The organism is Vibrio sp. 10N.247.311.13 (assembly GCF_041467595.1).
In the GTDB taxonomy this organism is placed as follows: Bacteria; Pseudomonadota; Gammaproteobacteria; order Enterobacterales; family Vibrionaceae; genus Vibrio; species Vibrio crassostreae_C.
In genome coordinates this window covers 1-21,832 of sequence record NZ_JBFSUX010000073.1, presented here as the reverse complement: position 1 = coordinate 21,832, position 21,832 = coordinate 1, and the positions used below count along the sequence as shown (strand labels likewise).

18 protein-coding genes and 1 tRNA gene are annotated in these 21,832 nt (G+C 43.9%); 11 read left to right on the top strand and 8 right to left on the bottom strand.

Annotation, left to right across the window (positions count from 1 at the left end):
* Positions 1 to 114: 114 nt before the first annotated feature.
* Together AB6E52_RS20635 and AB6E52_RS20630 are read right to left on the bottom strand one after the other, a co-directional pair.
* Entirely contained in the window at positions 115 to 744 is a 630-nt protein-coding gene (locus tag AB6E52_RS20635) for a DsbA family protein (protein WP_017061180.1), read from the bottom strand.
* A 98-nt stretch (positions 745 to 842) separates the two neighbouring features.
* Positions 843 to 1,181 (bottom strand): Grx4 family monothiol glutaredoxin, encoded by a 339-nt coding sequence (locus tag AB6E52_RS20630; protein ID WP_004741702.1) that lies wholly within the window; start codon positions 1,179 to 1,181, stop codon positions 843 to 845.
* 269 nt (positions 1,182 to 1,450) lie between these two features.
* Here AB6E52_RS20630 and sodB point away from each other — a divergent pair, with 269 nt between their 5' ends.
* The 3 genes from sodB (at position 1,451) to AB6E52_RS20615 (ending at position 3,748) form a co-directional block, all read left to right on the top strand.
* Positions 1,451 to 2,035 carry a superoxide dismutase [Fe] gene (gene sodB, locus AB6E52_RS20625; protein WP_004734050.1) on the top strand — a complete coding sequence of 195 codons (585 nt, stop codon included), beginning with the start codon at positions 1,451 to 1,453 and terminating at the stop codon, positions 2,033 to 2,035.
* 247 nt (positions 2,036 to 2,282) lie between these two features.
* Positions 2,283 to 2,786, top strand: coding sequence for a VC2046/SO_2500 family protein (locus AB6E52_RS20620; protein WP_276202729.1), 504 nt, complete (start codon positions 2,283 to 2,285; stop codon positions 2,784 to 2,786).
* Between the two features lie 278 nt (positions 2,787 to 3,064).
* Positions 3,065 to 3,748 (top strand): SDR family oxidoreductase, encoded by a 684-nt coding sequence (locus AB6E52_RS20615; protein WP_017061182.1) that lies wholly within the window; start codon positions 3,065 to 3,067, stop codon positions 3,746 to 3,748.
* A gap of 186 nt (positions 3,749 to 3,934) precedes the next feature.
* Here the strand turns inward: AB6E52_RS20615 and adhE are convergent, their stop codons facing one another.
* Positions 3,935 to 6,640, bottom strand: a complete 2,706-nt coding sequence (gene adhE, locus AB6E52_RS20610) for a bifunctional acetaldehyde-CoA/alcohol dehydrogenase (protein ID WP_102321096.1) — start codon at positions 6,638 to 6,640, stop codon at positions 3,935 to 3,937.
* A gap of 638 nt (positions 6,641 to 7,278) precedes the next feature.
* Between adhE and AB6E52_RS20605 the strand changes: the two genes are divergently transcribed.
* Complete coding sequence (locus tag AB6E52_RS20605; RefSeq protein ID WP_017061184.1) at positions 7,279 to 7,917, top strand: YchE family NAAT transporter; 639 nt, start codon at positions 7,279 to 7,281, stop codon at positions 7,915 to 7,917.
* A 149-nt stretch (positions 7,918 to 8,066) separates the two neighbouring features.
* Positions 8,067 to 8,909: an ion transporter gene (locus AB6E52_RS20600; RefSeq protein WP_102321095.1), complete on the top strand. Its 843-nt coding sequence runs from the start codon at positions 8,067 to 8,069 to the stop codon at positions 8,907 to 8,909.
* A 152-nt stretch (positions 8,910 to 9,061) separates the two neighbouring features.
* Here the strand turns inward: AB6E52_RS20600 and asd are convergent, their stop codons facing one another.
* On the bottom strand, positions 9,062 to 10,180 hold the full coding sequence (gene asd / locus AB6E52_RS20595; RefSeq protein ID WP_017061186.1) for an aspartate-semialdehyde dehydrogenase: 1,119 nt from the start codon (positions 10,178 to 10,180) through the stop codon (positions 9,062 to 9,064).
* Between the two features lie 500 nt (positions 10,181 to 10,680).
* On the opposite strand from asd, the gene nhaC reads away from it, so the two are divergent.
* The gene (gene nhaC, locus AB6E52_RS20590) at positions 10,681 to 12,117 is read left to right on the top strand and encodes a Na+/H+ antiporter NhaC (RefSeq protein WP_017063453.1); all 1,437 of its coding nucleotides are present in this window, start codon (positions 10,681 to 10,683) and stop codon (positions 12,115 to 12,117) included.
* Positions 12,118 to 12,221: 104 nt separating this feature from the next.
* Here nhaC and AB6E52_RS20585 read toward each other — a convergent pair whose 3' ends face one another.
* The 3 genes from AB6E52_RS20585 to yejK all read right to left on the bottom strand — a co-directional run bounded on the left by AB6E52_RS20585 (position 12,222) and on the right by yejK (position 15,990).
* Positions 12,222 to 13,400, bottom strand: a complete 1,179-nt coding sequence (locus AB6E52_RS20585) for a chemotaxis protein (RefSeq protein ID WP_102321094.1) — start codon at positions 13,398 to 13,400, stop codon at positions 12,222 to 12,224.
* A 76-nt stretch (positions 13,401 to 13,476) separates the two neighbouring features.
* Positions 13,477 to 14,880, bottom strand: a complete 1,404-nt coding sequence (locus tag AB6E52_RS20580; RefSeq protein ID WP_102321093.1) for an Hpt domain-containing protein — start codon at positions 14,878 to 14,880, stop codon at positions 13,477 to 13,479.
* 105 nt (positions 14,881 to 14,985) lie between these two features.
* On the bottom strand, positions 14,986 to 15,990 hold the full coding sequence (gene yejK / locus AB6E52_RS20575; RefSeq protein ID WP_017061190.1) for a nucleoid-associated protein YejK: 1,005 nt from the start codon (positions 15,988 to 15,990) through the stop codon (positions 14,986 to 14,988).
* Positions 15,991 to 16,074: 84 nt separating this feature from the next.
* On the opposite strand from yejK, the gene AB6E52_RS20570 reads away from it, so the two are divergent.
* The 5 genes from AB6E52_RS20570 (at position 16,075) to AB6E52_RS20550 (ending at position 20,148) form a co-directional block, all read left to right on the top strand.
* On the top strand, positions 16,075 to 16,302 hold the full coding sequence (locus AB6E52_RS20570; RefSeq protein ID WP_017068253.1) for a YejL family protein: 228 nt from the start codon (positions 16,075 to 16,077) through the stop codon (positions 16,300 to 16,302).
* Positions 16,303 to 16,330: 28 nt separating this feature from the next.
* Entirely contained in the window at positions 16,331 to 18,139 is a 1,809-nt protein-coding gene (locus tag AB6E52_RS20565; RefSeq protein WP_017065981.1) for a DUF3413 domain-containing protein, read from the top strand.
* A gap of 138 nt (positions 18,140 to 18,277) precedes the next feature.
* Positions 18,278 to 18,368 (top strand) — tRNA-Ser (locus AB6E52_RS20560).
* Positions 18,369 to 18,455: 87 nt separating this feature from the next.
* The gene (locus AB6E52_RS20555) at positions 18,456 to 19,724 is read left to right on the top strand and encodes a site-specific integrase (protein WP_017068668.1); all 1,269 of its coding nucleotides are present in this window, start codon (positions 18,456 to 18,458) and stop codon (positions 19,722 to 19,724) included.
* Positions 19,717 to 20,148, top strand: coding sequence for a hypothetical protein (locus AB6E52_RS20550; protein WP_102321092.1), 432 nt, complete (start codon positions 19,717 to 19,719; stop codon positions 20,146 to 20,148). Before AB6E52_RS20555 ends, AB6E52_RS20550 begins: the two co-directional genes overlap by 8 nt.
* A 260-nt stretch (positions 20,149 to 20,408) precedes the next feature.
* Here AB6E52_RS20550 and AB6E52_RS20545 read toward each other — a convergent pair whose 3' ends face one another.
* Positions 20,409 to 21,677 carry an IS4 family transposase gene (locus tag AB6E52_RS20545; RefSeq protein WP_017068666.1) on the bottom strand — a complete coding sequence of 423 codons (1,269 nt, stop codon included), beginning with the start codon at positions 21,675 to 21,677 and terminating at the stop codon, positions 20,409 to 20,411.
* Positions 21,678 to 21,832: the final 155 nt, after the last annotated feature.

The window sequence follows — 21,832 nt, the reverse complement described above, 5'->3', positions numbered from 1 at the left end:
CCGTAGAGGACTTTCACCTCCTAGATCAACGCCATGCTCGGCGCACAACAAAAAAGGCTTACTCTGATGAGTAAGCCTTAGAAATCATTGCGAATACAGATGACTCTCGCTGAATTACGCAGCGGGAGCATTACTCACTAAAATTTCGCGAATAGACTTAAGCGTCGCTTCCGTTGAATGATAATCCAATTCAACTTCACTAAAGATGCCGTTCACTTCAAGCATTAAGGTCGGGTAAGAAAATACACCCATCGCTTCTTTAAAGCCTAGCTGGTCATCTAACTCACTTTCCAATAACTTGCTAGAAAGGTCATTTTCAAACTGTTGAACATTCATACCTAGCTCTTCAGCCAACTGCAAATGTGTGTCTTGGCTATGTGGCAACATCGCACGAAGGTAGTAAGCATGTTGAATCGCTTCAAGCATCGCTTCGTAGTGGTCTTGAAAACCTGCAGCAATCACGGCACGGCACGCAGGGTAAGTACTGCGAACAGGTTGGCACTCTGTCCAAAAATCATGGTTAAACTCAGTACCCAACTTAGCTTCGATCTGCTTCCAAATCGCTTGCAGCTTGCCTTTCATCTCTTCTGACATTGGCTCATCAGAATCCGGGGCCAAACCACCCACTACATAGTTAAACTCAATGCTCGCAGGCAATTGTTGTTTCAATAACTCAAGTGTTGGCTTGTAACCCCAACACCAGCTGCACATTGGATCATGCACATAATGAAGTTTTACGTTCATTGTTCATTCCTTATCGAGTCAATGATTCGATCAATTCAAACAAAAAAGGAGCCTGATTAAGGCCCCTCATTTTAACTATTCAGCGCAAAGGCTAGAACTTATTCAGCGTCATCGCCAGCAACTTTAGCCGCTGCTTCTTTGATGATTGGCTGAAGTTCGCCTTTTTGGAACATCTCAAGAATGATGTCACAACCACCGATTAGCTCACCTTCAACCCAAAGTTGTGGGAAAGTTGGCCACTGTGCGTAAGCAGGAAGCTCTGCACGGATATCAGGGTTTTGTAGGATATCTACGTAAGCAAATTTTTCGCCACATGCCATTAGAGCTTGAGACGCTTGAGAAGAGAAACCACAGCTAGGTAGCTTAGGAGAACCTTTCATGTACAGTAGAATAGTGTTTTCTTCAATTTGCTGTTTGATTTTATCGATAGTTTCCATTGCTTCCTCGTTAATGGATTACGGCTTTTATTGCCTTTATTCTACCCCAAACTAAAAGAATAAAAACCATATAAAAAAAGCGGTTAACAAGCTAAGCTAACAATTCACACAAAAGTAATGAAATAAGCTTTTAATAAAGTAAAAACTTGCTAAACTATATCGCAAGTCAGCAAATTGACCATGGTTGGCAGTATAGCGAGCCATGAATAATAATATCACTGGAAGCAATCGAAAGAGTTAACTCTTTCATATCAATGGAGAATTGAGCAATGGCATTTGAACTACCGGCTCTTCCTTACGCGAAAGACGCGCTAGAACCACACATCTCAGCAGAAACGCTAGATTTCCACCACGGTAAGCACCACAACACTTACGTTGTTAAGCTAAACGGCCTTATCCCAGGTACTGAGTTTGAAGGCAAAACACTAGAAGAGATCGTTAAGACTTCTACTGGTGGTGTTTTCAATAACGCTGCTCAAATCTGGAACCACACGTTCTACTGGCACTGTCTTGCTCCTAAAGCAGGCGGCGAACCAACTGGCGCTGTTGCAGAAGCTATCAACGCTGCATTCGGTTCTTTCGAAGAATTCAAAGCGAAATTCACTGATTCAGCAATCAACAACTTCGGTTCTTCTTGGACTTGGTTAGTTAAGAAAGCTGACGGTTCTCTAGACATCGTTAACACTTCTAACGCTGCTACTCCTCTAACAGAAGAAGGTGTTACTCCACTTCTAACTGTTGACCTATGGGAACACGCTTACTACATCGATTTCCGCAATGTTCGCCCTGACTACATGGCTGCATTCTGGAACCTAGTAAACTGGTCTTTCGTAGAAGAGAACCTAGCTAAGTAATTATTGCTTACGCTGCGCTATTTATAGCGAGTTATCTATTGAAAGCTCATGCCTCGGCGTGAGCTTTTTTGTATCTGTCGTGTTCCACAAAATCTAAACATTTCGTAATAAACCCGCCAATAGCGCTTACTTCTCGAACTATTGATAGCCTTCTTCCCAACCCTACATAAATTCTCTATTTGCCTGTAATTAAACACTAAAGTTTGCCGACTCCATGCCGTTAAAGGTGTATCCAATGAGAGGCGACATGCAAATACATACTTTAGACAAAGCAGGAATCATCAACGAACTGAAGTTCGGCATCGGGATCAGCCAAGCGGTTGAGCAAGGTCGCCGTGCAGATTTCGCGTTGCTGTTATCTATGTTTTCTAATGATGTCCGTGATTGCACGCCAATTGACACCATTGAAATCACAGAGACAAATGAAGATCGCCTGCGCAAACAATTTGGCGTAGCAGAACCTCAACAACTGCGTTCAAACCAGTCTTCATATGAGATTTCAGCTCAGCAATCTAATCATTTTCATCAAGCTAGCCTTGCCAGCGCCAAACTCAGCCATTACTTGAAACCTGAAGCGCTTGCCTTCATGCCTGAAGATACAGCCGACTTACCCGAAGAGGTTTACCAAAACCTTTCTGGTCATGACCGACGCAAACTCGCAAACAAGCATTTACCTGATTTGCCACATGCCACGCTCTACAATGAGCTAACCACCGCGCAACGTCGGTATCAAATTCAAGCTCAAGTATAGCGATCACCTACCTTTCCCTTTTTCGCTGTCTATCCATAGCTCTTCTTCGACTAACTCGCACACTTCAAAGTATTCACACGAATGATATGAACCACTAGCCTTAGGCAACCTAAAAACACCTGATGTCGGTTACCGCTTGAAGTTACTACAAAATGTGACGTGCCACTAACTTCATAAAAACTTATTAATTGGCACACCTTAGTTTGAACCAATTCACACCAGTTGTATAAATTTTAACCCATCCTTATCCGACATGGACGATTTGTTTAGGTACTGGGATGGAAATAAAAAGCTCAATCATATTGGTGACATCTGCCGGCTCGCGACTGGGGGGGGCGATTGCGAACCACTTTGTTAACCTTGGAGCCACCGTCATCCTTTGTGATAAAGACACGGAAGCACTTAAAGCGACGTATCTACAGTGTGCCCGGTTTTCTGACTCTGTTTACCACTACACGCTCAAAGGCAATGACAGCCAAGCGATTCTCAGCGTATATGATTTTATTCAAACCACCTTCAACACGACACCCGATGTGCTGGTCAATAACTGGATAAGCTCCCCAATGCCTAGCCTAATTGGCGATCAGCCTGTGAGCAGCTTTATTAATGATCTCTCATCGATGGCATCGACCCTGTTCGCATTTGGGCAAATCAGTGCTGAGAGATTGCGAGAGGAAGATAAGGAAGGCGTGATTGTTAATGTGATATCTCATGATGACTTTCACGATGTGTCTGGCTTAGAGAGCGCAAACTCAATGATCACTGGCTTTACCCATAGTTGGGCGAAAGAGCTGACTCCTTTTGGCATTCGAGTCGGTGGCGTTGTTCCCGCCGTTCATAACTCCGATGGCAAGCTCAATCGATGTCACTGGGCGCAGCTGCAAGACGAGCTGACCAGAACAACCGAATACATTGTCTCGAATGACTACTTCAGTGGGCGAGTTGTCGCGGCAGAGGTTTAACTCCCTATTCCAATTGAACATGACTGGCTCAGCTCATATTAAGTAGCAGAGCTATTGCCTCTCAATCCGTTTTACAAACGAACCAAACATAAAAAAAGCCCCAGTCTCTCGACTGGGGCTTTCATCTTTTCCCGATAGATAAGTATCGTGCTAGCGAAAACTTATCTCAAAACTAATGCTTACTTATTATGCGTTAGCTTTTTCTTTTTTAGCTTTTGGCGCTTTCGCTTCAGCTGGCTTTTGGTCTGCTTTCTTAAGGATAACTGTAGTACCTTCGAAAGTTTCGCCTTCAACGTATGGTTGGCCGAAGTAAGAAGTTGTTAGAACTTCTTTTAGCTCAGTGATTAGAGGGTAACGTGGGTTAGCACCTGTACACTGGTCATCGAACGCTTCAACAGCTAGCTCGTCTAGTTTAGCGATGAAGTCAGACTCGTTAACACCCGCAGCTTGGATAGATAGTGGGATGTCTAGGTCAACTTTAAGCTCTTCTAACCAAGTCAGTAGACGTTCAATCTTCTGAGCTGTACGGTCACCATCTTGGCTTAGGCCTAGGTGGTCAGCAACTTCAGCGTAACGACGACGTGCTTGTGGACGGTCGTACTGAGAGAATGCAGTCTGCTTAGTTGGGTTATCGTTCGCGTTGTAACGTACAACGTTTGAGATAAGTAGTGCGTTAGCAAGACCGTGTGGTAGGTGGAACTCAGCACCAATTTTGTGAGCCATTGAGTGACACACACCTAGGAATGCGTTCGCAAATGCTACACCAGCGATAGTTGCTGCGTTGTGTACTTTCTCACGAGCTATTGGGTCAGCCGCACCATTTTTGTAGCTTGATGGTAGGTATTCTTTAAGCATCTTAAGAGCTTGAAGAGCTTGACCGTCTGAGTACTCGTTCGCTAGAACAGATACGTAAGCTTCAAGAGCGTGAGTTACTGCATCGTAACCACCGAACGCTGTTAGAGACTTAGGCATGTTCATTACTAGGTTCGCATCAACGATAGCCATGTTTGGCGTGATTTCGTAATCAGCTAGTGGGTATTTAGCACCAGTCTTGTCGTCAGTAACAACAGCGAATGGAGTAACCTCTGAACCTGTACCTGAAGTTGTAGTGATACATACAAGCTCAGCTTTTTGACCCATTTTAGGGAACTTGTAGATACGTTTACGGATGTCCATAAAGCGCATTGCTAGTTCTTCGAAGTGAGTTTCTGGGTGCTCGTACATAACCCACATGATCTTAGCAGCATCCATTGGAGAACCGCCACCTAGAGCAAGGATTACGTCAGGTTGGAAGCTCTTCATTGCTTCAGCGCCTTTCTCAACAACAGATAGCGTTGGATCCGCTTCTACGTCGAAGAAAGTTTGAACTTCGATGCCTTGTGCTTTAAGCAAGCTAACTACGTCATCTGCGTAACCGTTGTTGAATAGGAAACGGTCAGTTACTAGGAATGCGCGTTTCTTACCTTCTAGGTCGCTCATTGCGATTGGAAGGCTACCACGACGGAAGTAGATAGACTTAGGTAGTTTGTGCCACAACATGTTTTCAGCTCGCTTCGCTACAGTTTTCTTGTTGATAAGGTGCTTAGGACCTACGTTCTCAGAGATAGAGTTACCACCCCATGAACCACAACCTAGAGTTAGAGAAGGTGCAACGTTGAAGTTGTACAGGTCACCGATACCACCGTGAGTAGTCGGGATGTTGATTAGGATACGAGCAGTCTTCATCTTGTCACCGAAGTAACGGATGCGGTCTGCGTTAGTATCTTGGTTAGTGTAAAGACCAGATGTGTGACCGATACCACCGATTTCAACCATAGTTACCGCTTGAGCAACTGCGTCTTCGAAGTCATCTGCGCGGAATAGACCTAGAGTTGGAGATAGTTTCTCGTGAGCGAATTCGTCATCGTAAGAAACTTTACCAAGACCTTCACCTACAAGTACTTTTGTATCAGCAGGAACTTTAACACCAGCCATTTCAGCGATTGCTGGAGCAGGTTGACCTACGATTTTAGCGTTTAGGTTGCCGTCGATAAGCAGAACTTTACGTACTTTATCAGCGTCAGCTTTAGATAGAACGTGAGCTTTGTGAGAAGCGAAACGCTCTTTAACTTCGTCATATACTTCGCTAACTACGATTGCAGCTTGCTCAGAAGCACATACTACGCCGTTATCGAAAGTCTTAGACATAAGGATAGATGCTACAGCACGTTTGATGTCAGCTGTTTCATCGATAACGACAGGAACGTTACCAGCACCAACACCGATAGCAGGCTTACCTGAAGAGTATGCTGCTTTAACCATGCCTGGACCACCAGTAGCAAGGATAAGTGCGATACCGTCGTGCTTCATAAGCGCGTTAGAAAGCTCTACAGATGGTTGGTCGATCCAACCGATGATGTCTCTTGGAGCACCCGCTGCAACAGCTGCGTCTAGAACTAGTTTCGCTGCGTCGTTAGTTGAGTTCTTTGCACGTGGGTGTGGCGAGAAGATGATGCCGTTACGTGTCTTAAGAGAAATTAGAGATTTGAAGATTGCTGTAGAAGTTGGGTTCGTTGTTGGAACGATACCACAGATGATACCTACAGGCTCAGCGATAGTCATTGTGCCTAGGTTGTCATCTTCTTCTAAGATGCCACATGTTTTTTCGTCTTTGTATTTGTTGTAGATAAATTCAGATGCAAAGTGGTTTTTGATAACCTTATCTTCAACAATACCCATTCCAGATTCAGCAACTGCTTGTTGAGCAAGTGGAATACGAGCGTGGTTAGCAGCAAGAGAAGCTGCGCGGAAGATTGCGTCTACTTTCTCTTGAGAGAATGTTGCAAACTCTTCTTGTGCTGCTTTAACGCGAGCTACTAGAGCATCAAGTTCCGCTAAGTTAGTTACAGGCATGGTGGATCTCCTAAAATAATAAATATTAAAAACTTTTTATTAAATTCGCTGCTTGCCGTTAACCTTAAACACCAGCGTTCTTAGTAAATTGCTTTCAGGGCTGAGTATATTATTTCACTGTGTGAAAAAAATTGACCCAGATCAGTTACCCAAAAAGAATTAACCAGAAAGTAGTAAGGCAATCGCAAAAATGAACTTAAGAGCATGATTTATATAGATTAAACTCACACTTTTCGTTCGCGCAAAAAACAAGCAAACAGACAACTTTTTTCTACATAGCGTAATAAACTGTAAAAAAGTTTCATTTTTAGTCCGTTAAATTACATGTATACAGCTATATTCGTGCTACTGAGAGTATATCTATAGCGTTGTACGGGCTAGATTCTGACATAATTTTTATTAATTTCGTGCGTCGGTTAACAGTTACTCAATAATAAATTACAAAATGAAACACTACCAACTAGCTTGCAACAGGCTTAAAACAAAAGTGAGATTCAATTAGTTTTTCTAAAAAGAATCACCCATTTCAAGTTAGTTTTTTTCATTCGCGTAAATCGAGTTTGTCCCTTACATTACGCGCCTAAACTATTCACAGATCAACCCTTCAACCTTAAGTACGCTAACTGGAGATCGCTCTCATGCAAGGCTTAGAACTCGCAATTTTTATGCAATTCTTCCTTGGGCTTGTTGCTGCCGTAAACCCAATCGGCATCATGCCTGTTTTTGTTTCTCTTACTGCTCATATGCCGCCAGAAGAGAGGAACAGGACAGCCTTACAAGCAAATATTGCTGTTGCCGTGATCTTGATTATGTCACTTGTTGCAGGGCAAATGCTACTTGATATGTTTAGTATCTCGCTGGACTCATTCCGTGTTGCAGGTGGTTTACTATTACTGAGCATCGCATTTTCGATGATGAGCGGTAAGCTCGGTGAAGATAAGCAGAACAAACAAGAAAAATCTGAATACATCAGCAAAGAGCAAATCGGTGTTGTTCCACTGGCTATGCCGCTAATGGCAGGCCCAGGTGCTATCAGCTCGACCATTGTTTACGGGTCTCGCTACCCTGCTGCTATTGATACGGTCGGCATCGGCATTAGTATCATCGCATTCGCAACATGCTCTTGGCTTTTGTTCCGTTCAGCGCCGGTTATCGTTCGCTTTTTAGGTCAAACGGGTATCAACGTGATCACTCGTATCATGGGCCTGATTCTTGGCGCATTGGGCATCGAGTTCATCGCCAATGGTCTACGCAATCTGTTCCCAGGTTTGGCATAACGTTTAACGGCATTTCGGTTGCTCTATAAAGGGCAACAATATTGAAATATAGATAAGACGAGTAAAGCAATTGGGCTTTCACTCGCCTCGTTATTATGAAGCTTGTATAATGACTGTTAATGCATTTAACAGAATACGAACCTCTCCTTATGTCACGCAAGCCACTCAAGCATCATTTGTACGTCATTATCTTTGGTACTCACACGCCAGCCGGACGTGCATTTGATATAACTCTGATCGTTGCAATCTTGGCTTCGCTGTTGGTTCTGATCTTAGAATCCATCCCTAATGTGATGACCGAATGGTCACAACAGCTGCGTTATATCGAATACACCTTCACTGCACTCTTCACTCTTGAGTATTTGTTAAGGCTCTATTGCTCCCCAAAGCCAAAATCTTACGCCACCAGTTTTTATGGTGTCGTTGACCTATTGGCGATTCTTCCGACCTACCTAGCAATCATCTTCCCAGGCGCTTCATTTATGGGTGTGGTGAGACTGCTGCGTGTGATGCGTATCTTCCGAATTCTAAAGCTGGTTCGCTACCTGCAAGATTCCAATATTCTGTTGCGCTCACTATTAATGGCACGACGAAAGATACTGATCTTCTTTAGCGCCGTCGGCGTCTTGGTGGTTATCTTTGGCGCCTTGATCTTTGTTATTGAAGGTCCTGACAATGGCTTCACCAGTATTCCTCACAGTATCTATTGGGCCATCGTGACTATCACTACGGTAGGTTATGGTGACATGGTGCCGCAGACCGCGCTTGGTAAAGCCATAGCATCACTGACCATGCTATTGGGTTACTCTATCTTAGCAGTGCCAACCGGGATCATTACTGCAGAACTCAGTAATGAGATGAACTCGCACAAAGAGTTGGTTAAGTGCCCGAATTGTAACCGAGCGGGTCATGATTCAGACGCCATGTATTGCAAGCACTGTGCTAGCGAATTAGCGGATCCAGACAAGCGTGTCGTCACCGACGAGAAATAAAAGCAGACACGAGATTCGAGTAGCGAGATGCGAAGAGATTTAAGGGCAGTTTCGAGGGCCGAATAACGAGGTAGCAATAAACTAAAAAGGGTTGACGTTTGTCGTCAACCCTTTCGGTTTATCAGCTAATAGAATTTAAGCAATCTTGCCTATTACGATTTCTCAGCAAGGATAATGCGTAGAGTACGACGTAGTGGTTCTGCAGCACCCCAAAGTAGTTGGTCACCAACCGTGAAGGCGTTTAGGAAGTCGTTACCCATCGACATCTTACGCAGACGACCGACAGGTACAGACATTGTGCCTGTTACTTTCGCTGGTGTTAGCTCCTGTGCCGTGATGTCGCGGTCATTAGGAATCACTTTAACCCAATCATTGTGCGTTGCGATGATCTCTTCGATCTCGTCCATTGGCACGTCTTGCTTAAGCTTGATCGTTAGTGCTTGAGCGTGACAACGCATTGCACCGATTCGTACACAAGTACCATCAATTGGGATTGGCTGACCATCTAGACCAAGAATCTTGTTCGCTTCAACACCGGCTTTCCACTCTTCTTTACTCTGACCGTTTTCACGCTTCACATCGATCCAAGGAATCAGTGAGCCTGCAAGCGGAGCACCAAATTGGTCTGTTGGGAATGAAGATGAACGAATCGTATCAGCCACTTTCTTATCGATATCAAGAATTGAGCTTGAAGGGTTTGCTAACTCAGAACTTACGCTGTCGTTGATCACACCCATTTGTGAGATCAGCTCACGCATGTTCTTAGCACCCGCACCAGAAGCTGCTTGGTAAGTCATGGCACTCATCCACTCAACCATGCCTTTCTCGTACAGACCACCTAGAGCCATAAGCATTAAGCTCACAGTACAGTTACCGCCAACGAACGTGTTGGTGCCGCTGTGAATGCCTTGCTGGATTTGAGCCAAGTTAACAGGATCAAGAGTGATGATTGAATCAGCATCCATACGCAGAGTAGATGCTGCATCAATCCAGTAACCTTTCCAACCTGCTTGACGCAGTGCTGGGTATACTTTTGATGTGTAATCGCCGCCTTGACAGGTAATCACAGCATCAAGCTGTTTTAGGCTATCAATATCAAAAGCGTCTTGAAGTAGACCCGCATCTTTACCACCTAAAACAGGGGCAGGAATACCAATCTGAGATGTGCTGTAATAAACAGGCTCAATCAAGTCGAAGTCTTTCTCTTCAACCATACGTTGCATCAGTACAGAACCAACCATACCGCGCCAACCAACTAGACCTACTCTCATCGCTCACTCTCCATGTATAAATTAAAAATTGCTCTCCCCCATCTATAAGTTTTTCAGAAACAGAACTCAAGTGCTTTTTGTCAAAAAGTGTAACTTTTTCGTTTCTTTTAAGTGAACGTAATGAATCGTGCAGTTATCTCTGTATCGACATTCCATCTCCACCTCATTGATTAAGCGTCCATTATCGTCAAATTCAAACATTTACATCGCCAAAGTCGATTCAATCGACGCTCATCACAAACAGTAAATCCCTCTTTTAAACCAAGGTTAATCAGAGTTTTATTTTACAAAACGAAAACAACGTGCGACAGATTTCAACATGTAACAATCATGAATGTAACAAAAATTTAGATTATGAAACCACAATTGATTGAGTTAACAGTCAAATATCACAACTTGGGCGTATTTTTTCGATATAATAAACTAATTACTGTAGTGTCCGTTTTGCACCACACACTATAACGAAGCACTATAAATGCTCGAAATCACAAGAGGCTTTTATGAAGCAGAGTAAAACTCGCCTACCGAACCTATTGCAGGTATTCATCGCGTTAGGACTATTTCTATCCCTTGCTTTTTCCTTTACTGCAAAGCTTGACCTTCCAATTCAACTTGCCTTGTATATTGGCTGGTTCATTATCATGGTTCTTGGTATTCGTCTTGGACACCAATACAAAGACTTAGAAAAAGCAGCACTCAAAGGAATATCCAATGGCTTAGGCGCGGTTTTAATACTTTTAGCCGTTGGCGCTCTTGTTGGTACTTGGATCTCAGGCGGGATCGTACCTACTATCATTTACTATGGTCTGAAAGCTATCCACCCTTCTATCTTCCTTTTAGCGACCATGATCATCTGTTCTCTAACTGCATTGGCGACCGGTACTTCTTGGGGTGCTGCGGGTACAGCAGGTATCGCGATGATGGGTATCGGCCAAGGCCTAGGTGTTCCAGCACCGATTACTGCAGGTGCCGTGCTGTCAGGCTGTTACTTCGGTGACAAGATGTCTCCTCTTTCTGATTCAGTGATTCTGGCTTCTTCAATGTCTGGTGTTGAAGTGGTTGAACACATCAAGGGCATGCTTCCAGTTGCGTTAATCAGCTACGTGATTACAGGCATCATGTTTACTGCGTTTGGTTTCCACTACGCGGGCAACGTTGACATGAGCCAAGTAGACTCTGTAATCAAAGCAATGGAAGTTCAGTTCTACATCACGCCTTACTCATTCGTTCCGGTACTTATCGTGCTTGGTCTGTTGGCTTTCCGTATGCCTTCATTCCCGGTCATCAGTTTTGGTTCTCTGCTGGGTATTATCTGGGCAGTCATGATCCAAGATATCGACTTCCTAACGGCATTCAACACGGCTTGGGCACCGTTCTCAATCTCATCTGGCGTAGAGTTTATTGATTCGATTCTTAACCGTGGCGGCATGTCTTCAATGCTGGGTTCAGTTGCGGTTATCGTATTTGGTCTAGGTTTTGGTGGCTTACTGGATAAAGTGGGCGTACTAGAGACAATCGCTAAGGTGTTTGAGCGCCGCGTAAACAGCGCAGGTTCACTAGCGACTAGCACAATTGGTACGGCTTTCATGGGTAACGTATTCGGTTCTGCAATGTACGTATCGTTAATCCTTACACCAAAAATCTGTGCGAAAAACTACGACCGTTTAGGCTACAAACGTAAGAACCTATCGCGTAATGCTGAGTTTGGTGGCACGCTAACGTCGGGTATGGTTCCCTGGAGTGATAACGGTATCTACATGGCGAGTATTCTTGGTGTTGCGACGCTGTCTTACGCACCCTTCATGTGGTTAAGCTTCATCTGTATCATCGTGACTATCGTGACATCTTACATGGGTTGGTTCGTTGATAAGTGTGAACCAACAGCACCAGCGTTTGAAGCTGAAGAAGCGACCGAGTTAAGCAAGCAACAAGCTTAAGTTCAGGAGCTAACGCTTTCGAACGTAACTCAAAACGTTAATGGATAAATGCAAAAAGAGCGCCCTAGAGCGCTCTTTTTTGATCTGCTGATTTACTTATTTATCTATTTATTGGCGGTTCGTTTACCCAACCAGTAACCGATGCCTAACGGTGCAAAGAACACTACTAAGATAAACAGGATGAAGTAGATAATCACACCTTTGATTAACTCCATTAGCTTATCAATCGCCAGTACCACCACCTCTTGAGAGACGCGATCAAGGTCTTGCGTGAACAGTTCTCTTTCTGAAGTCACAATGCCGGCAATCTCGATGCGCTCTTTCGCAATCATCTCTACTAGAGCTTCTCTCTCACGTGTCACCATTTTTTCTAATGCCACACGTTCATCACTCAGCATCGCTAATTTTTGGTCGGTTTTATCACTGAGGTCGTTGAGCAATGGTTGCATTTCTGTCGACATAATAGAAGCCAGTGTTTGCATGTACTCCGGATTGTTCTCAATGAAGTCTTGCATGCTTGCTGATGTTTGACGAAGGCTTTCCAGCGTCATCGATAGGTCTTCACCCGTTAGTGAGCTATTCAATGCAACCAACTCCGCCTTCCACGACATCAGTTTTGGTGTCTGGTCAGCCATAAGGCTTAAACGATCAGATGCGTCACTCATTGCTTCTGGCATGGTGCCTAAGCTCTGAACGATTTGCGATTCGTCTTTACCAAGGTAATTTAGCCATTCACGGTAAGCAGGTGTGCTTCTGAATGTGAGATCTTTAAATGGGTGGCTAGCGGCAAACTGAGCAACGAACGCTTTGCTTTTTTTGAAATCACTGGAGTTCAATACACCCTTTGCCAATTTCTCTGCTTCTTGGTCAAGAAAACGAGCAGCCTCTACCGCATCATCCGTCGCGAATAGGTCCGCGCCATCGCCTTGGCTATAAAACTGATTCATTTGGGCAGTGAAAACCCACGAGTCAATTAACGCAGACATTGGGGAAGTTTGGTAAGCCGCTTGTTGTAATCCCTGCTCTGCATGGATCTTCCAAAGCAACACATAAGATTGATGTAAAGTGTCATCAGCAGGATAAAATTGCGCGATTAAATCAGCCGAGTCTTCTACTCGTGTAAAAAACATCTTGGCGTATTCACGCGTCATGAGCCGAGCATTTAACTCTTGTTGAGTGAGAGGCGTCGTTTGACTATCTAACTTAACTTCTAAGAGAGAACAACCACTTAGCACAATGCTAAGCACCAACACCATCCAACTTCGACTCGAAACTCGTAACATATAAACCTCTGACAAAGACTAAGGGCGCTGATTGTATGAGCGCTTCGTCAGAGTATTGTCAAAAATCCTGTAAAAGTTAACGCTGACTGTCTAAATATTCATGAGCAGAATCCACAGAGGCTTTTATAGCCTGCTCTAGTTCAGCTAAATCATGTTCACTGATCGCTCTGGACTGCTTCATTGTCATTTCAATGGTTGCGGCAATGATGGCTAACCGAGACGCTTTAATACTGCCAGCCACGCCTTTTAAGCTATGTACAATGCGAGCCGCGGAGGTTTCATCTTTGGTCAACAAAGACTTAAACTTCTCGTAGTCACCTGCGTGGTCTTGTACAAACACACCAAGCAAGAGTTCGACAGACTCAGCATCACCATCGAGCGTTTCTAACATGTCTTCGATATCAATCGCAGGCTTTGAATCTGTGACACTGGCAACGTGTTTCTCTACTACGGGTGCCTGTTCAGGGACTCGCTGAATAGAGTCTTGCGGTACAACGGGTTGGCTTTTAACGTCAACGCTCTGCGGAGGTTGAGAGTCGGAAGACTGGCGCGTTGGCCTGTTCTCGGATACATAAGCGTCACTATCTGCTTGTTTCACTGCTGAGGAAACAACATCGCTATAAGAAGCGTCTTCCTTACTTGAATTAATTTCTAGTTCAGAGCTGAGTTCTTGGTCTGCTTCTTTCATCGTTTTTGTGGACCTAACGCCCCAAAACACTATCCCGCTCATCGCCACCAAGCTTAAGCCTAGCATCACCAACAATAGGTTGAATTGACGATCATGGAACTCAGCTTCGAGTTTTATGATCTGTTCATTTACTGAGTTTTTCTTAATCTTATCAACCAAATAGTTAAGCTGAGCGTAATCACTCAACAATGCTGACGCATCAGCCAGTAGTTGTTGGAGTGCATCTTGTTCTTCGTTTTCTAAGGAATAAGATTTTTCTAGAATGGAATCAAAGGCGCGATAAGTCGCTGACGAACTTTGATTTTCAGAATACATGGCTTCAAATACCACAACACCGAATTCGTTGAGGAGCGGTTTTAGCTGAGGGGAAAGCTCTTTATCAGCACGCAAGATCTTAATGTTATCAACGATGTCTTGAACTTGGCTTTCTATTGGAATGAACTCATCGAACTTTTCTAGGAACTGATCGGCTACGTACAACAGTTGGTTGACATCAGGACGAAACAAGGCGTGTTGGAAATCAGATTCAATCTGCAGTCGGATCGAATAAACCAACTGAGCGTCGAGTGCGAGATCATTGATACGAGAGACTCGAAGCGGTTCTGAGAAATAGAGCGATTGCCTCAATTCGTTGACTCGAATACCGAGCTCTTCGATTTGAGCTAGAGAATTGGTGTAGGAACGGCTTAGATTAAGAAGAGCCAATGAAGGAAGTAACCACAGAGCCAAGAGCACAACCAAAAAGGTGGCTGGTTTTTTAAAGCGTTTGGGCTTTGCTACTGATTGTTCCATCTATATTCCTTGTGCGTGTTAACTTGAAGCCATGACCGTAGCTAAAAGATTAAGCACAAAATAAGCGACAACGTCCTGCTGCCGCTTTTATCCGTTAACTTCGGACTATGACTTATTGCGAGTCAGTTGGTCACGTAAGTTCGGTGGAGTGCCTTTAATCGTTAGCGTGTCTGTCTCCGGATCGTAAAAGATACGTTCGCCTAGAAGCAGACTATCAAAACTAACATTCAAACCGCCACCAGCACCAACAAATTTTGTTAGTTTACGCATAGTTGCGCGATCGGCTGGGAAGCTGTCTTCTAACTCGTAGCCTTGCTCACTAGTATAGTCAAAGAAGCTTGTGCCATCAGTGCTTGCTGGCAACTCACCAGAAAGTTCACGAACTTGTACTTCATCGCCCGCTTTAAGCTGCTCGTTACAGTAATCCGCAACCTGCTTTTTGTAGCTGATCGCTTCTTCTTTCTCTAATTTAGAGTCAGAAACGAAGTCTTCTACCGCTTGCATCAGTACTTGGTTCTGCTGTTTCGCATCCAAACCAACTTCAGCTTGTAAGAAATCTAAGAAGAAATCCGCGACTTTACGGCCAACACGTCCTTTAATGTAAGTTAAGTAACGGTTTGATTCTTTATCAGTCTCATAAGTTGAAAGGTCTAGACGAGCCGCGATATCCATTTTTGAGATATCAAGGTAGTCAGTCGCACTAATATCAAGCCCTTCAGTTACCTTTAGGCTTTGGTTTGAAGGCAATAAACCAATGAAAAGGTAATCTGTTGCAAGTGACTGATATTCAGCCATTACCAAGATACCTTCGTCAGCGAATGGGTACTTTGATAGTTCGTCTTTTAGACGTTGCGCACTCTTTTGAGAAAAATCGTAAAAGTTTGTCTCACCAGCACGAAGTTGATGCAACCACTGCTGGAATTCGCTGTCAGATTTGAAAGAACCAAACCCTTTGCCTGCTTTTGAATTAAAAACACGGTGAAGTTCAGCAACTAGGCTTTCAGATGAAGCATCGTTTTCTAGAGATTCAGCACGATAGTTAACAATCAGCTCATCCTGATCGTTCTTGCTCAGCTGGTGTAAAATTACGTTGGAAAGGTGAAGGCTCATAGTGAAAATATTACCGTTCAGGTTTCAGTTGTCGTGCATAGTAGGTTATCATAAGCCGCTTTTACTATCATTATTAGAGTCCTTATGCCGATTATATCTAAATACACAGATGATCAAGTTGAAAAAATCCTAGCTGAAGTAGGTGCTGTACTATCTAAGCACAAAGCTTCGCCAGAACTTTCACTGATGATCGCTGGAAATATCGCAACCAATGTCTTAAATCAGAATGTTGCTGCTTCACAACGCAAAGGAATTGCTGAAAAATTTGCCGAGGCTTTAATTTCTTCTCTTGAAGATAAAAAGTCTCACTAAATTTGATTGACGGATAAAAGAATTATAAATGGTAGACAGCGCAAACTCATATAGCGATCGTGTATCTCGACTGGTTGGTTGGGGTCACTGGTTTGCATTTTTCAACATCATTGCTGCGATGTTGATTGGTACTCGTTATATTACTCAATCTGCTTGGCCAGAAACCTTGCTAGGCCAATTCTATTTGGCTGCATCGTGGGTTGGTCATTTTGGCTTTTTAGTGTTCGCGCTCTATCTATTAGTGCTGTTCCCGCTCACTTTTATTCTTCCGTCGAGGAAGTTATTACGTTTGGTTGCCGTTATCTTCGCGACCATAGGTTTAACTGTCCTACTGATTGATACCCAAACGTATCAAAATATAAACCTCCACCTGACGCCTGTCGTGTGGGAGGTTTTATTCAGTGGAGAGGAATCTGCATTCACGTCTGATTTGCAGCACCTCTTCATTGTTATGCCGCTTATTTTCTTGCTGCAACTCGGTCTATCTGAGTGGGTTTGGCGTAAGCAGCGTAAACTGTCTCATAAACACATTGGCCGTCCGATTACTGCCGTCTTCTTCTTGTGTTTCATCAGCAGCCACTTGACCTACATGTGGGCTGATGCGTACTTCTATAACCCAATTACTAGCCAGAAAGCGAACTTCCCACTGTCTTACCCAATGACAGCGAAAAGCTTTATGGAAAAACATGGCCTATTAGACCGTGAAGAGTACCTTGAGCGTTTAGAAGCGAACAAAGAGAATGTAAACCTAGTTAGCTACCCGCTAGAAAAAATTCAATACAACCGCCGCAGTGATGATCTTAATATCCTGATGGTGAGTGTGAACAACCTTCGCTCTGACGCTCTTAATGCGACAGCGATGCCAAACAGCTATGCCTACGCACAACAGTCGATCAACTTCACCAACCACTACAGTTCAAGTAACGATATGTTTGGTATTTTTGGCTTGTTCTACGGCCTACCGAGCAGCTACGCAAGCAGCATTGAAGCTCAGGGGTCAAGCGCAGTATTGCTCGATGTTTTAGAGAATCACGATTACAAGTTCGCTGCTTTCAGTGGCGACAACTTTAGTGATGCACTGTACTCGGATATCATCTTCCGAGGCCGTGATGTGATGCCAGAGCAAGCAACTTATGATGACCAGAGTGCCATAAAAGCTTGGTCTAACTGGATTCAATCACCGCAAGCTAAACGCCCTTGGTTTAACTTTATTGAATTAACCACACTGGATAACTTCGCCAGCTACGATTCAAGTTCAGAGTCGGACTCTACGCTAACGACAGCAGAGCGTTTTGCAGCAGACTATCAAAAGTCGGCGACAGCGGCCGATGCTCAGCTAGCAACTATCTACGCTGAACTGGAACGCTTAGAGCTTGCCGATAACACGGTGGTTATCATTACCTCTAACCACGGTACTGAGTTTAACGAAACCAAAACCAACAGCTGGGGTGCAAACTCCAACTACAGTCGTTATCAGTTACAAGTACCACTGTTTATCAGCTGGCCTGGCAAGTCTGCTTCTGAATACACCCACCGTTCTAGTCATCTAGACGTGTCAGTAACACTGATGCAAGAGCTATTGGGTGTATCTTCGAACCCAACAGATTTCAGTAGTGGTCGCAGCCTGTTTAATGAACGTAACAGAAAGTGGATTCTCGCGGGCGACTCTCGTGAACTTGCTCTTGTTACTGACCAGCAAACAACGGTGTTGGATAAATTTGGTAACTACAAATTGTACGACCAAAATTACAAGCGCCTGAAAAACGTAAGCCCTCGCTTACCTGTGTTGATGCAAGGCCTGACAGAGCTACAGCGTTTCTACACAAAAAATGACTAAATAATCAGCAAACAGCAAAGGGAAGCCAATGGCTTCCCTTTTTTATTGCCGTGAATGATTAGAAAACAAGCAACAAAACAAAATTATGAAAATTAAGGGTTTACAAGATCCTCCACCCCTTATATTATTCACGCCACTGGAGGGATGGCTGAGTGGTCGAAAGCACCGGTCTTGAAAACCGGCAACCGTTAATAGCGGTTCTAGGGTTCAAATCCCTATCCCTCCACCACTATTCATCAAAAAAAGCCTTTGATTATCAAAGGCTTTTTTTGTATCTGTAAGACTTGAATTTGCTTCGAACCAACGAGGTAAGTCAATGTATATACAAAAATCTCCCCACGGTGTCTATTACGCACGAATCTGTACTCCAGCACAGTTGAAAGCGTTGGGATTCCCATTCGATCTAAAAATCAGCCTTCGAACAAAAGACCCTAAGCTAGCTAAAGTCATTGGCTTAAGCCTTGTCAGTGCTGTCAAAGAGGCCTTTCGTACTACAGACTCTCTGTGCTTTTCAGAGTTTCAGTTGCATCTAAAAGGCATTTTGTCCCACCACCTGAACTTACAATCACAAAAGCAGGACGATCGCTTACATTTAGGTTGTATAACTTCCATAAGTCATACTTCTAAGCGTTTGAGTGAAGAAAAGCATTGGAGTGAAGCGTTAGAACACTTTCTAGAGTTCAAAGGGGTTCAAGGGGTCAGTGCATTGACTGTCCATCAGTTGAAACAGCGCATTACCTTTTTCTTTGAGAGCACTACGCCATCTGGTTTATCAACAATAACTGCGATGGCACTGATGGAGTACATTAAGACTCTCAATAGCTCTAGTCTTTCAGCAAAAAGCTGTAAAGATTACTACGCCGCGCTGAGTCAATTTATACGTTGGTGTGCGACCATGTCTTTGATTGAAAGAAACGTGTCTGCAGATATCAAAGCGACTTTCAAGAAGTCTATAAAAGCTGATAAGCAGCGCTCAAGGTGGTCAGAGAGTCAGCTTTCAACACTCTTCTCATCTGAGCAGTTTCAGCAAGTGGATATTGGTTTCTACTGGGTTACTTTATTGCTCACGTACATGGGGATGAGGCCGAATGAAGTGTGTCAGCTACGTACAGAAGACGTGGTCGTTAGCGGTCCAGTCCCTTACTTAAACGTAACAGATGAAGGTCACGGACAGCGGATCAAGAATCGTTATGCTCTGCGACAAGTCCCCATTCATCAGAGTCTAATCAAACATGGCTTTCTTGAGTATGTTGAGCTTCGTAAGAACAATAGCAAAACCGATCTATTCGATTACAAGCCACTGGGTCTCAACAAGGACTGGAGCCAACAATATTGCCAACAATTCGGCAGACTCCTATCTAAGATCGGATTGAAAGCAGGGCAACGCCCTACTGCGTACTCCCTCCGTCACACTTTCATTGATGTTCTTAAGCAAAAGGAAGTGGCTGAGTCTACAGTCGCTGATATCGTTGGCCATCATCACCCCTCAATGACATTTGGCCGATATGGTAAGCAAACAAAACTGAAACTTATGCTTAGTGCGGTGAACCAGTTCTCACTTCAACTGGGAGGCTCACATGAGTAAGTTCAACTATGATGAGTTGCACACGGTTTATAAGGCGTTCAAGCAAAGCTATTTTGAAGGGGATGAAACCTCGTTGCTTGCGTTATCAAAACAGTATGACTATCAAGATATCCACTGCCTCTATCAGCTTTTTGAGCGCCTCGAAGATAAGCCAAGCACAACATCTATGTCATTAATGGCATTAGGAATAGATTGGCAAACACAGCAGGCACTGTTTGGTGACTTTGAAACACTGAGAGAAATTGCAGGGCTCGTAAGCCCTCCTCCCATGTCACACGTAGAGTGTTTTGATGCCTTTGTTCTACCTTATTGGACCATTATATCAAAGAAAGGGATTGTTCTTATTAGCACTAGAAGCCAAGAGCATTTTACTTTCGTACATCGTGTGTCAGGAGTAGAAATTCAAGTTAATATAAAGCGCTGACTCTCAATGTCATTTTGAAAAACCAAATCTCGTGAACACCTTAGAGCTCACGAGATTTACCTTTTAAATTATTATGAAGACCTTATCAATCGAACTCTCGGTCGGCACTCATTCTCCGTTTTTTGGGGGAAGCAGTGTTCAGGTTTTCCCTATTATCTAGGAGGGCGTCTTTCATCCCACATACAAGTGCCTGCTGTATTGGGTTGGCTTTGTTGCGTAATTCAATGGAACTAAATCAAGAACCTACCATAGACAGAACCTTAAGCACTAAGCTCAGCGTAAATTCCGTCTAACGTAATGTTTTCTTTAGACTTCCTCTGCGCGGACTTTTGAGCGTTCCTTGATATATAACTGGTAGCCCATTCGATTTTATTGCTGATTTCTGACCATGCGCCGTGACTGATACATTCAAATATTGGTAACAGCCAGACATCCACATTTTTTGCCGCTTTAAACAATGAGACCGATGGCATTATCTGAAGCGCAATACTACGCCTAATGATCAGCGCAAGTAAACTGGCCCAGATGAGCCCATCAACGATGGCCTTTTGTGCGGTGACAAATCGTTGCCAGTTGGTGTGAGACTTTAACTCTTTAAAAAGCAGTTCCACCTGCCATCGACAGCGGTAGATCGCCATGATGTCATCGGCAGTAAAGGTGTCTGAAGGTAAGTTAGTTATCCAAATGCAGAATCGTTTTTCTTCAGCAAACCATCGTCGCACGACTCTAAACTCTTGTTTACCTCGACGGACTTTTAGGTCAAGGACCTGCGAACGGTTGGTACCTCGAGTAATGTCTTTCAGCTTCTTCCCTTCTAGCTTAGGCAGCAGTCGCCCCTTGCCGTTCCTTGCCTCAATAATCATAGGGTTCAGAGACTTAGCACCTCGGACAATATAGAATCCGCCATGCTGTTCAAGCTCTCGAAAGAAGTGGAAATCAGGATACCCTGCGTCAGCTAACAGCAATTTGTTGTTCATCGTTTTGGGCTCAGGTAAAAAATCTCTTTCTGATGCCGTATCAGCGCTGATGTTCATCGCGACTGGAGAAAAGCTTTTCAACGACATTGTCATATGACATTCAACCGCTGCAGGGTTACGTTTAAATCGACTCGGATAAACATCCGCCAGGTCACGATGGATGTGGAAAGAGCTGCCATCTTGAAGCAGTACATCATCAAAGGTGTCGAGCTTATTTGGTAGACCGACATTCTGCTGGCGAGCAAATTGAGCTATTGCTCGCATAACAAGTTGCCGCATGAAATTAGGAAACTCATTTTTCCTCAACTGGTTATGGTAAGGCTTGTATGCCACGGCACCTTCAGGGCTCAAGCACATCCCATTGAATTGTCGCAGTAAATCCGCAATGGAAGTGCAGTTTCCTTTGCTTAACGCGGCCACTAAGCTAATGACTAGCTGCTCGGGTAATATCGCCCGACACCGTTTCATCAGGCCAGTACTTTTCGCCATTTTTTGGAGGGTGTCAGCATTAAAGAATTGCTTAAATTGCTTCTGTAAGGAGATAATCGTCATCGGCTTCACTATTGATGTAGGTAGTTTGTTTGGCGACGATTATCTGATCATAAATGAAGCCTTTTTTCTATCTAAATAAACAAGAGCGATTCAATTGGGTCGTGCATAGCTACTGTTTAATGACCAATCATTACCATCTACTCGTCGAAACTCCT